Annotated in this window: 9 protein-coding genes; 1 reads left to right on the forward strand and 8 read right to left on the reverse strand. The window is 59.8% G+C overall.

Annotated features, from left to right (window positions below; translation table 11 throughout):
* The 8 genes from R6W86_RS16550 to purU all read right to left on the reverse strand — a co-directional run.
* On the reverse strand, positions 1-844 hold an 844-nt coding region (locus R6W86_RS16550), incomplete at its 3' end, for a S1 RNA-binding domain-containing protein (protein WP_410330454.1).
* A gap of 130 nt (positions 845-974) precedes the next feature.
* Positions 975-1,655 (reverse strand): (d)CMP kinase, encoded by a 681-nt coding sequence (gene cmk / locus R6W86_RS16555; RefSeq protein WP_410330455.1) that lies wholly within the window; start codon positions 1,653-1,655, stop codon positions 975-977.
* Positions 1,655-3,883, reverse strand: a complete 2,229-nt coding sequence (locus R6W86_RS16560) for a bifunctional prephenate dehydrogenase/3-phosphoshikimate 1-carboxyvinyltransferase (protein ID WP_410330476.1) — start codon at positions 3,881-3,883, stop codon at positions 1,655-1,657. Before R6W86_RS16560 ends, cmk begins: the two co-directional genes overlap by 1 nt.
* A gap of 1 nt (position 3,884) precedes the next feature.
* Positions 3,885-5,009, reverse strand: coding sequence for a histidinol-phosphate transaminase (gene hisC / locus R6W86_RS16565; protein ID WP_410330456.1), 1,125 nt, complete (start codon positions 5,007-5,009; stop codon positions 3,885-3,887).
* 12 nt (positions 5,010-5,021) lie between these two features.
* Positions 5,022-6,119 carry a prephenate dehydratase gene (pheA, locus tag R6W86_RS16570; RefSeq protein WP_410330457.1) on the reverse strand — a complete coding sequence of 366 codons (1,098 nt, stop codon included), beginning with the start codon at positions 6,117-6,119 and terminating at the stop codon, positions 5,022-5,024.
* A 2-nt stretch (positions 6,120-6,121) separates the two neighbouring features.
* A complete protein-coding gene (serC, locus tag R6W86_RS16575) occupies positions 6,122-7,204 on the reverse strand; it encodes a 3-phosphoserine/phosphohydroxythreonine transaminase (RefSeq protein ID WP_410330458.1) in 1,083 nt (360 codons plus the stop codon).
* On the reverse strand, positions 7,201-9,768 hold the full coding sequence (gyrA, locus tag R6W86_RS16580; protein WP_410330459.1) for a DNA gyrase subunit A: 2,568 nt from the start codon (positions 9,766-9,768) through the stop codon (positions 7,201-7,203). Before gyrA ends, serC begins: the two co-directional genes overlap by 4 nt.
* A 126-nt stretch (positions 9,769-9,894) precedes the next feature.
* The gene (gene purU / locus R6W86_RS16585; RefSeq protein ID WP_113862287.1) at positions 9,895-10,749 is read right to left on the reverse strand and encodes a formyltetrahydrofolate deformylase; all 855 of its coding nucleotides are present in this window, start codon (positions 10,747-10,749) and stop codon (positions 9,895-9,897) included.
* 144 nt (positions 10,750-10,893) lie between these two features.
* Between purU and ggt the strand changes: the two genes are divergently transcribed.
* Entirely contained in the window at positions 10,894-12,597 is a 1,704-nt protein-coding gene (ggt, locus tag R6W86_RS16590; RefSeq protein ID WP_410330460.1) for a gamma-glutamyltransferase, read from the forward strand.
* Positions 12,598-12,619 lie beyond the last annotated feature (22 nt).

Genomic DNA, 12,619 nt, shown 5'->3' on the forward strand with positions numbered 1-12,619 from the left:
CAGTAACCTTGGAGCCTTCTGGGTAACGACCCTTGATGTCGCCCCACGGATCTTCGCCCAGCTGCTTCAGACCCAGAGATACGCGGTTACGCTCGCGATCAAACTTCAGGACCTTAACATTGATTTCGTCGCCCACATTCACGATTTCGCTCGGATGCTTGATGCGCTTCCAGGCCATATCGGTGATGTGCAGCAGGCCGTCAACACCGCCCAGATCTACGAACGCGTTGTAGTCGGTCAGGTTCTTGACGATACCCTTAATTTCCAGACCTTCGGTCAGGGTTTCCAGCAGAGCTTCACGCTGCTCGCTGTTTTCAGCTTCCAGAACGGCGCGGCGGGAAACAACCACGTTGTTACGCTTCTGGTCCAGCTTGATAACCTTGAACTCGAGTTCTTTATTCTCCAGGTGCGCAGTGTCGCGAACCGGACGAACGTCTACCAGGGAACCCGGCAGAAAGGCACGAATGCCAGACAGGTCGACGGTGAAACCGCCCTTGACCTTGCCATTGATCACGCCTTTAACAACTTCTTCAGCCTCGAAGGACTTCTCCAGCACTTTCCACGCTTCGGCACGCTTGGCCTTCTCGCGGGAAAGACGCGTTTCACCGAAGCCATCTTCAACAGCATCGAGAGCCACATCGACAACATCGCCGACAGCTACTTCCAACTCGCCTTTTTCGTTGAGGAACTGGGAGGCGGGGATAACGCCCTCGGACTTCAGTCCGGCGTTAACGGTGACCCAGTCGTTGTCGACGTCAACTACGGTTCCCTGGACGATGGAACCCGGTTGCATGTCAATTTCTTTCAGGCTTTCTTCAAAAAGATCCGCAAAGCTCTCGCTCATTATGTGTCCTATGTGATCAACGCAAGTGTACTCCGTGCCGCCAGCAACACGGTCTGTTAACGATTTCCGGAATCAGCCAGCGGCTGGCAAATAACGCTGTTTCCGGCATTTCAACGACAAAAAGGTGTAGTCAGGCCTGACCTGCTGCGGCCATACACCTGTCCAACACCTCTTCTATACTCAACCCCGTAGAATCAATGACTTGCGCATCATCTGCGGGCCTGAGAGGGGCTGCGGAACGGTTCATATCCCGTTCGTCACGAACCCGTATCTCCTCTAAAAGGGCATCAATGTTAACATCGACACCTGCTTCCTTCAACTGGTTAAAACGTCGCCGGGCCCGTTCCTCGGCACTGGCCGTCAGGAAGATTTTCACCGGCGCATCCAGGAACACCACCGTGCCCATGTCGCGGCCATCAGCGACCAGACCCGGGGCCTGGCGGAAGTCCCGCTGCCGCTGCAACAGGGCATCCCGGACCGGCTGCATGACCGCCACCCGGGAAGCGTTATCACCACAGGATTCGGTACGGATCTCGGAGGTGACATCCTCGCCTGCCAGCAGTACTTTCGCAGGCTGACCGGCGGGGGTCGGCTCGAAGGTCACGTCCAGGGAGGACGCCACCCTGACCAGTCCCTCTTCATCATCAAAGGAAACACCCTGGCGCGTCGCCGCCAATGCGGTCAGACGGTACAGGGCGCCACTGTCCAGAAGGTGCCAGCCCAGCTTCTGCGCCAGCATCTGGGTGATGGTGCCCTTTCCTGAACCGCCGGGGCCGTCCACCGCGATGACCGGTGCCTTGCTGTCTGCCATTACTCACCACCTTCTGTGCGGATCTGGATACCGGTCTGCTGCGCCAGCTCCACGAAGCTCGGAAAGGAAGTGGCAACGTTGGCGCAGTCTGTGATCTCGATCGGGCCAGTTGCCCTCAGGGATGCCACCGCAAACGACATGGCAATCCGATGATCCCCGTGGCTGTTCACGGCTCCACCGCCGATTTCCTGGCCACCATCGATCACAATGCCATCCGGGGTAACAGTCGTCTCTACCCCCAGGGCTGCCAGGCCATCTGCCATCACCCGGATCCGGTCACTTTCCTTCACGCGCAGTTCCTCGGCGCCGCGGAGGACAGTACGGCCCTGTGCGCAGGTGGCGGCGATGAACAGCACGGGAAACTCGTCGATGGCCAGGGGCACCTGGTCTTCCGGAATATCGATACCCTTGAGCTCGGCAGAGCGCACACGCAGGTCGGCCACTGGCTCACCTCCGATTTCCCGCTCCTCGAGCACTTCGATATCAGCGCCCATCTGACGCAGGATATTGATGACTCCGACCCGGGTCGGGTTCATGCCGACATGGCGCAGCACCAGTTCGGCATCAGAGGCAATGCTCCCGGCCACCAGGAAGAAGGCAGCAGAAGAAATATCCGCGGGCACATCGATGGCGCAGGCGGTCAGCTTGCCGCCGCCGGTCACACTGGCCGTCGCGCCATCACGGTGAACGTGATAGCCGAAGCCTTCCAGCATGCGCTCGGTATGATCCCGTGTTGGCGCAGGCTCGGTCACCGAGGTAACGCCCTCGGCGTAGAGACCCGCCAGCAACAGGCAGGATTTGACCTGGGCACTGGCCACCGGCATTTCATAATGGATGCCGGTCAGTTTATGACCACCCCGGATTTTCAATGGTGGGCGACCACCCTCGGCGGTGTCGATCACCGCACCCATGGCGCGGAGCGGATCGGCAACACGCCCCATGGGGCGCTTGGACAGGCTGGCGTCACCGGTCAGCTCGGAATCGAACGGCTGGGCGGCCAGCAGGCCCGCAAACAGGCGCATGGCCGTTCCGGAGTTCCCCAGATAAAGCGGGCCTCGCGGCGCCTGCAATCCGCGCATGCCAACGCCATGGATGCGAACGAAACCGTCCTCCGGGCCTTCGATAGTCACGCCCATGTCACGGAATGCCTGCAGGGTCGCCAGGCTGTCTTCACCTTCGAGGAAGCCTTTTACCTCGGTAATTCCCTCCGCCAGAGCGCCCAGCATGATGGAACGGTGGGACATGGATTTATCGCCCGGAACCCGAATATCACCCCGGATGGAGCCGCCGGGCTGGAGCCGGAAGGTTACCTGCTTTTCGCTGTTGTTAGTCACGTACGCCTGTCCTGAAAGCATCTTGGTGAAGTGTTCCCGCGCCGCCTTGGCGCGACTGAAGACCCGGAGCAGCATTGCGCCATCGCCAGCGGCAATGGCAGACCGCAGCTGGTCCAGATCATGGGTAAAGTGGTCGATAACCCGGAGCACCGCATCCCGGTTCGACAGAAAGATGTCATGCCACATCACCGGGTCGCTGGCCGCGATACGGGTAAAATCCCGGAAACCACCCGCCGCATACCGGAAAATATCCATATTCTCGTCTTCCCCCGCCAGGGTGTCCACGAGGGAGAAGGCAATAAGATGTGGCAGGTGGCTGGTGGCGGCCAGCACTTCGTCATGGTAGGCCACGGACATGGTCAATACGGTGGCACCACACCCTTCCCACAGTGCCCTGAGCCGCTCAACATCTGGCTGATGAGCGTTGTCCGCCGGTGTCAGGATGACCTTATGATTGGCAAACAGCTCGGGGTTGGCGGCCCGGATGCCGCTTTTTTCGGAACCGGCAATCGGGTGACCGGGAATGACGTGGGGAGAAAGGTCGCCGAACACGGCTTCGACGTCCGCCACAAAACTGGATTTGGTGCTGCCGACGTCTGACAACACGGCATCCCTGTCGAGAAACGGTTTGAGTTCGGCCAGCACGGTACGGGTTGCGCGCACGGGAACCGCGAGTACCACAAGGTCACTGCCACGAACCGCCTCCTCCAGGGAATCGGCTGCAAGGTCTATCACGCCCAGTTCTTCGCCAAGAGCGAGCTCATCGGCCCGTCGGTCATAGCCGACTACCTGGCCGGCCAGCCGATGCCGTCTGATGGCACTGGCCAGGGACCCGCCGATGAGTCCGAGGCCGATAATGGCAACGCGCTTGAAAAGTGGCTCGCCGTCGCCCACCTCAGCCACCTTCCCCGGCCGCACTCAGGGCCTCGGCCAGGGCGTCGAGGAATCGTTCGTTTTCTTTGGCAAGGCCTACGGAAACCCGGAGATGTTCCGGCATGCCGTAACCGGCAATCGGCCGCACAATAACGCCGTGTTCCAGTAACGCGTGATAGATCGCCAGGGCCTGCTCTCCGACTTCCATCGCGATAAAGTTCCCTGCGGAAGGTATATAGGGCAGCCCCATACGGTCGAAACCGTCCGCCAATTGTTTCAGTCCTTCGGCGTTGACCTCGCGGGAACGGTTCAGATAATCCTCGTCCCCCAGGACCGCAGTTGCCGCAGCCAGCGCGACCGTATCCACGTTGAACGGCTGACGCACGCGATTGAGAATGTCCGCAATCGCAGGCGAACTGATGCTGTACCCCACCCGCAATGCCGCCAAACCCCACGCCTTGGAGAAGGTGCGGCAGACGATCAGGTTGGGGAAACGCTCCAGCAGTTCAAGGCCGTCGGGGTACTCGGTACCGGTGAGGTATTCACAATAGGCCTCGTCCAGAACCACCAGTACGTCTTCGGGAATCTTCGCCAGGAAGCTCTCGATCGCATCAGCCGTGTGCACGGTACCGGTCGGGTTGTTCGGGTTGGCCACGAATACCAGGCGGGTGCGCTCGGTCACGGCATCTGCCATGGCATCGAGATCATGGCCCCAATCCTTCGCCGGCACCGAGACCCCCTTGGCGCCGATGGCCTGGGTCACCAGCGGGTAAACCGCAAAGGCATACTGGGAGAACACCACTTCAGAATCCGCGTCGGCAAAGCAGCGTGCAATCACTTCCAGGACATCGTTCGAACCATTGCCCAGGGTGATCTGGTTCATGCCCATACCGAAGCGCTCCGACAGCGCCTGCTTGAGATCAAAGCCGTTGCCATCCGGATACAGACACAGTTCGGACAATGCCTCCCGAGCGGCAGCCAGTGCCTTTTCGCTGGGTCCCAACGGATTCTCGTTGCTGGCCAACTTGATGATCTCGGCGGGGTTCAGGCCCAGTTCCCGGGCCAGCTCCTCGATCGGCTTGCCCGGCTGATAGGGAGACAAAGCCTGGACACCCTTGACCGCAAGACTCTGGTAATCGACTGCCATACGAAGCCTCCTTTACAAAACGCCGATTGGGTAGGAACCGAGCCGCTTGAGTTCCACCGCCTCTTCATCAACCTCGGCCAGCGCCTTACGGACGGTCTCGTCCTCCATGTGCCCCTCGAAGTCGATATAGAACACATAGGCCCAGGTACCACTGGGTGATGGCCGGGTCTCGATCCGGGTCAGACTGATGCCGTGACGGTGGAAAGGCTCCAGCAACTGATACAGGGCGCCGGGCTTGTTGCGCATGGACACCAGGATGGAGGACTTGTCGTGACCACTGGCCGGAACCTCTTCACGGCCGATAATCAGGAACCGGGTGGTGTTGTCCGGACGGTCCTCGATGCTGTTGGCCAGTTTCTCGAGACCGTACAGTTCCGCTGCCATATCCCCGGCGATTGCAGCCGTGCCCGGCTCCTCGGCGGCCCGGCGAGCGGCCTCGGCATTGCTGGACACGGTGATGCGCTCAATGCCATAGCGATGGGTATCGAGCCACTGCCGGCACTGGGCAAAGGACTGCTGGTGGGAATAAATGCGGGTAATTTCCTGTTCCTTGTGCTTGGGAGACACCAGCAAGTGGTGGTGAATCCGCAACTGGACCTCGCCGCAGATCTTCAGCGGCGAGGACATGAACATGTCCAGGGTGTGGTTGATCATGCCCTCGGTGGAGTTTTCCACCGGCACCACGCCGTAGTGAGCTGCGCCGGACTCCACCTCGCGGAAGACCGCGTCGATGGCCGGCAACGGAACGCTGACGACGGAATGGCCGAAATGCTTCAGCGCCGCGGCCTGCGTAAAGGTACCGATCGGCCCCAGGAAAGCGATGTGCATCGGCTTTTCCAGTGCCAGGCAGGTGGACATGATTTCACGGAACAGCCGCGCCATTTCCTCGGCGGGCAGCGGCCCCGGGTTGTGCTCCTTGATACGACGCAGTACCTGGGCTTCACGCTCGGGACGGTAGAAGAACACATCCTCATCCGGATTCGCGGCCATCTTCACATGAGCCACTTCCTGGGCACAGCGGGCCCGGGCACTGATGAGGTCCATGATCTGATGGTCAATACTGTCGATTTCTTCCCGAAGTTCGCCCAGACGGGTCTTCTCGTCCGTCATGATCAGCCACGCTCCTTCGCAAATTCCGTCATGTACTGGATCAGTGCGTCGACACCCGCTTCGGGCATGGCGTTATAGATACTGGCGCGCATCCCGCCTACGGAGCGATGGCCCTTGAGGTTCAGTAGACCCCTGGCGTCCGCACCCTTGAGGAAGTCGTCATTCAGGGCATCGTCGGCCAGGGTGAACGGTACGTTCATCCGGGAACGGAAGCGCGGTTCAATCGGATTGGCGTAGAAGTCGTTGACGTCGATGAAGTTGTACAACTTCTTCGCCTTTCGATCGTTGATCTCGCCCATGGCCTTGACGCCGCCCTGAGCTTTCAGCCACTTGAACACCAGCCCCGCCAGGTACCAGGAATAGGTCGCCGGGGTGTTGTACATGGAGCCGTTATCGGCGATGACCTGGTAATTCATCATCGTGGGCGTTTCCTTGCGGGCCTTACCGAGCAGATCCTTGCGGATAATGACCACCACCAGGCCGGACGGGCCGATGTTCTTCTGGGCGCCGGCGTAGATCACCCCGTAGCAGGAGACATCCACCGGCCGGGACAGCATGGTGGAGGACATGTCCGCCACCAGGGGCACGTCACCACTGTCCGGTGTGAAATCGAATTCCAGCCCGCCAATGGTCTCGTTCGGGGTGTAATGCAGGTAGGCGGCATTGGCATTGGTCTTCCAGGCGGACTGCTCCGGCACGGTGGTAAAACCGCTGTCCTCGGAACTGGCAATCACGTTCACGTCACCGTAGCGTTTGGCTTCGGCAATTGCCTTTTTCGACCAGATGCCGGTATTGACGTAATCCGCCGAGGTCTTTTCTCCAAGCAGGTTCAGCGGGATGGTGGAGAACTGGCTGGAAGCTCCACCCTGCATGAAGAGTACGGCGTAATCATCTGAAATTCCGGCCAATTCACGCAGATCTTTTTCAGCGGTTTCGGCAATGGCCACGAACTCGTCGCTGCGGTGGCTCATTTCCATCACCGACATGCCGGTACCACGCCAATCCAGCATTTCGTCCCGGGCCTGTTTCAGCACGGGCTCCGGCAAAGTAGCCGGACCCGCGCAAAAGTTGAACGCCCTGCTCATTCTTCGCTTTCCTCGCCTTCTATCTCTTCATCATCGGATTCTGCAATCCGCTCCACACCGACCAGACGCTCGTCATCCTGGGACAGACGAATCAGGCGTACCCCCTGGGTATTACGGCTCAGGACGGACACTTCATCAGTGCGGGTCCGCACCAGGGTACCCTTGTCCGAAATCAGCATCATTTCGTCGCCATCAAACAACTGGAGTGCAGTGACCAGGTCGCCGTTACGCTCGGAACACTGCATGGCGATAACACCCTGGCTGCCCCGGCTGTAAGTGGGGAACTCATCGATCGCCGTGCGCTTGCCGTAGCCATGCTCGCTGGCAGTCAGGATCACCCCACCCTCTTCCGGAATAATCAGTGACACCACATGCCGGCCTTCAGGCATCCGGATGCCCCGCACACCGCGGGCAGTCCGGCTCATGGGCCGCACCTGGTCCTCGGTGAACCGCACGGCCTTGCCCGCGCTGGAGAACAGCATGACCTCCGCATCACCCTTGGTGATGGCAGCGCCAACCAGGGTGTCGCCCTCGTCCAGATTCAGAGCGATCAGACCGTTGCTGCGTGGACGGGAGAAGTTTGGCAGCGGGGTCTTCTTGACCACACCGTTGGAGGTGGCCATAAGCACAAACTGGTCTTCCGGGTAATCCTTCACCGGCAGGAAGGTGGTGATACGCTCACCCTCATCCAGCGGCAGGATGTTGACCATTGGCCGACCCCGGGAACCACGACTACCACGCGGAATCTCGAACACCCGTAGCCAGTACACCTTGCCACGGTTGGAGAAACACAGAATGGTGTCGTGAGAGTTCGCCACCAACAGTTTCTCGATGAAGTCTTCGTCCTTCATGGAGGTGGCTGCCTTGCCACGGCCACCACGGCGCTGGGCCTGGTAATCTTCTACCGCCTGGGTCTTGGCGTAACCACCGTGGGAGATGGTGACCACCAAATCCTCTTCATCGATCAGATCCGCGATGGTCAGGTCACGGCGGGAACTGGTGATCTCGGTACGACGCTCATCACCGTAGTCGTTCACGATCGCTTCCAGCTCTTCACGGATAACCTGCAACAGGCGCTCCGGATCGCCCAGGATGTCGAGCAGATCGGCGATCTTCTCGAGGATTTCCTTGTACTCGTTCTGCAGCTTCTCGGTTTCCAGACCAGTCAGGCGATGCAGACGCAGGTCCAGGATGGCTTGAGCCTGTTCCGGAGACAGGTGGTACAGGCCTTCGCGCAGACCGTAGATTTCCGGCAGGTCATCGGGGCGGCAGGCATCTTCGCCGGCACGTTCGAGCATGGCCAGCACATCACCCGGGGCCCAGCCCTTATCCATCAGCTTTTCTTTGGCCTCGGCCGCGGTCGGGGACTGTTTGATCAGTTCGATGATCTCGTCGATATTCGCCAGGGCAACGGTCAGGCCTTCAAGGATATGACCCCGTTCGCGGGCCTTCCGCAGTTCGTAGATGGTCCGGCGGGTCACCACCTCACGGCGGTGGCGCAGGAACGCATCCAGCATTTCTTTCAGGTTGAGGGTCTTGGGCTCGCCGTTGATCAGGGCAACCATGTTGATGCCGAACACGGTTTCCAGCTGGGTGTGGGCGAACAGGTTGTTGATCACCACGTCCGCGTTCTCGCCACGGCGCAGTTCGATCACAACGCGAATACCTTCCTTGTTGGATTCGTCCCGCAGTTCTGAAATACCCTCAACACGCTTTTCTTTCACCAGCTCGGCGATCTTCTCGATCAGGCGGGCCTTGTTGAGCTGGTAAGGAAGCTCGGTAATGATGATTGATTCGCGGCCGGTTTTCTTGTCCTGCTCGATCTCGTGGCGGGCGCGGATATAGATGCGGCCACGACCGGTGCGGTAGGCCTCGACGATGCCGGCACGGCCGTTGATGATGCCCTGGGTCGGGAAATCTGGACCGGGGATGTACTCCATGAGTTCATCCACGGTCAGGTCGCCGTTATCAATCAGCGCCAGACAGCCGTTGACCACTTCGGTCAGGTTGTGGGGCGGGATATTGGTGGCCATGCCCACTGCAATACCGGAGGATCCATTCACCAGCAGGTTCGGAACCCGGGTCGGCAGCACATCAGGAATCCGCTCGGTTCCGTCATAGTTGTCGACGTAGTCAACGGTTTCCTTGTCCAGATCCGCCAGCAGGGAGTGGGCAATCTTCTCCATGCGGATCTCGGTGTAACGCATGGCAGCCGCGTTATCTCCGTCAATGGAACCGAAGTTGCCCTGACCGTCCACCAGCGGGTAGCGCAGAGAAAACGGCTGGGCCATACGCACGATGGTGTCGTATACCGCAGAGTCACCGTGGGGGTGGTATTTACCGATAACATCACCTACCACACGGGCAGATTTCTTATAGGCCTTGTTCCAGTCATTCCCCAGCTCGGACATAGCGAACAATACCCGACGGTGCACCGGCTTGAGGCCGTCGCGCACGTCCGGCAGCGCCCGGCCGACGATGACGCTCATGGCGTAATCGAGGTAGGACTGCTTCAACTCGTCTTCAATGTTTACCGGCAGGATCTCTTTGGCTAACTCACCCATCGAGAAAGGTTCCTTTGCGTTATCTGGAAGTCGTGCGGGAGCCGTTTCCGGGCCCCGTATTTATTCTTCAACAAGCCGCCAAGCATACCACAGTCCTCCCTTTGCCGGGGCACTTGTGGCTGAGCCTTAACCAAACACCACGGTCTTGTTTTCGTAGGTAATCACCCGGTCCTCAACATGCGCCCGCAGGCCGCGCGCCAGCACGTTTTTCTCCACATCCTTCCCCAGGCGGACCATGTCTTCGATGGAATCGCTGTGGTTGATGCGGATGACGTCCTGTTCGATGATCGGGCCCTCATCGAGGTCCTGGGTCACATAGTGGCAGGTGGCCCCGATGAGCTTCACACCGCGACTGTACGCCTGATGGTAGGGGCGCGCACCGGCGAAGGACGGCAGGAAGCTGTGATGGATATTGATCACCTTGCCCGCATACTTCTCGCACAGCTCGGCCGGAAGGATCTGCATGTAGCGGGCCAGAACCACTACATCGGTCTCGTACTTCCCGAACAGTTCCTCGATGTGGGCGAAAGCCTCGGCCTTGTTTTCCTTGCTCACCGGCACGTGGTGATACGGGATTTCATGCCACTCCACCATGCGGCGCAGATCATCGTGGTTGGAAATCACCGCGACGATCTCGGCATTCAGTTCCTTACTGTGCCAACGGTGCAGAAGATCCGCCAGACAGTGGGATTCCTTGCTGCACATCAGGATGACCCGCTTTGGCCGTGCGGAATCGGCGATGTGCCAGTTCATGTTGAACTCGCGGGCAATGGGCTCAAACGCGGCACGGAACTGGTCCAGCCCGAACGGGATGGACTCGGCCTTGATCTCGTGGCGCATGAAGAACCAGCCGGTCTGGGTGTCCGAATGGTGGCTCGCCTCGGTAATCCAGCCATTGTAGGTGGACAGGAAGTTACTCACCTTGGCAACAATTCCGACCCGATCGGGGCAGGAAATCACAAGACGATAGGTATGCTCCATGAAAGCCTTTCCTTAACTTTAATCCGGGAAAGCAGGTGCGACGGGGACCCCGGTGGAAAAACACAAGGCGGACAATCGGTACGCACCATCAAAAATGACCGGCTATCATAGCCTATCTGAACGCCTAAAACGAGGAATGGACGCATGCGGATAATCGTATTTTTAGTACTGATGACTTGCCTGCCCACGGTCTGGGCCCAGGCCATTATCGAGGGTGAGCGCTTCCACCCGGTCCAGGGCGAATATGGCATGGTGGCCACCAGTCATACTCTCGCTACGGAGGTGGCGCTGGAGGTGCTCAAAGATGGCGGTAATGCTGTCGATGCCGCAGTCACGGCGGGCTTTGCGCTGGCCGTGACCCAACCCCGTTCCGGCAATATTGGCGGCGGCGGTTTCATGCTGTTTTCACCGGGCGACGGCAGCGCTCCCGAAGCCATCGATTACCGGGAAAAAGCGCCGGCGGGCGCTAGCGAAACCATGTTCCAGGACGAAAACGGTAATGTAGTCACCAACCGCAGCCGGTTTACCCACCTGGCCGCCGGCGTGCCCGGAACGGTTGCCGGCCTGGCGCTGGCCCTGGAGCGCCATGGCACCATCAGTCTAAAGGATGCCCTGGCACCAGCCATCAAGCTCGCCCGGGACGGTTTTATCGTGCCACACCGGTTCACCGAAGGATTGGAGCAGGCAAAGGATCGACTGCAGCGCTGGCCCGCGACCCTGAAAACCTTCTACAAGGAAGACGGCTCGGCCTGGCAGCCGGGTGAGCGCTTCCGGCAGCCGGAACTGGCCGCCACGCTCCAGCGGATTGCCGATAAAGGCGTCAAGGGCTTCTACGAGGGCGAGACCGCCCGTCTCATCGCCGAGGAAATGCAGCGCAATGGTGGCCTGATCACCGAACAGGACCTGCGGGAATACGAACCGGCCATCCGGGAGCCGGTCCATGGCACCTATCGCGGCCACGACATCTTTTCCATGTCACCACCCTCCTCCGGCGGCACCCACATCGTCCAGATCCTGAATATCCTGGAGGGCTATCCCATTTCCGACTGGGGCCACAACTCCGCCAGCACCATCCATCACATGGCCGAAGCCATGAAACTGGCCTACGCCGACCGGTCGCAATACCTGGGTGATACCGACTACGTGGACGTACCGCTCACCGGCCTCACCAGCAAGGCCTACGCCGAGGGTCTGCGTGAGACCATCAAGCCGGACCAGGCCCGCCCCGCCAGCGAGATAGGCCCCGGAGAGCCCGCCGCCTACGAGAGCCCCGAGACCACCCATTTTTCCGTGGTGGATCGCTGGGGCAATGCTGTCTCCAACACCTACACCATCAACTTCAGCTACGGCTCGGGCATCACCGTGGCCGGCGCCGGTTTCCTGCTCAACAACGAAATGGACGACTTCAGCGCCAAGCCCGGCGTGCCCAATGCCTACGGTCTGATTGGTGGCGAGGCCAACAAGGTGGAACCCGGCAAGCGCATGCTCAGCTCCATGTCTCCCACCATTGTCCGCAAGGACGGCAAGAACTTCCTGGTCACCGGTAGCCCGGGCGGCTCGAGGATCATTACCACCACATTGCAGGTGGTAATGAACGTGATCGACCATAATATGAATATACAGACAGCGGTGAGCGTGCCCCGGATACACCATCAATGGCTGCCGGACGAAATCCGCATTGAACAGGGTGTCAGCCCCGATACCGTTCAACGGCTGCAGGACAAGGGCCACACGGTGGTAACCAAATCCGCCATGGGTGCCATCCAGAGCATCCTGATCGGACCGGATGGTACACTGTATGGAGGCGCCGATCCGCGCCGGAGCACCTCATCGGCCATGGGGTATTGAACGAAACCGATTGACCCGGGTC

The organism is Marinobacter sp. (assembly GCF_046484525.1).
In the GTDB taxonomy this organism is placed as follows: Bacteria; Pseudomonadota; Gammaproteobacteria; order Pseudomonadales; family Oleiphilaceae; genus Marinobacter.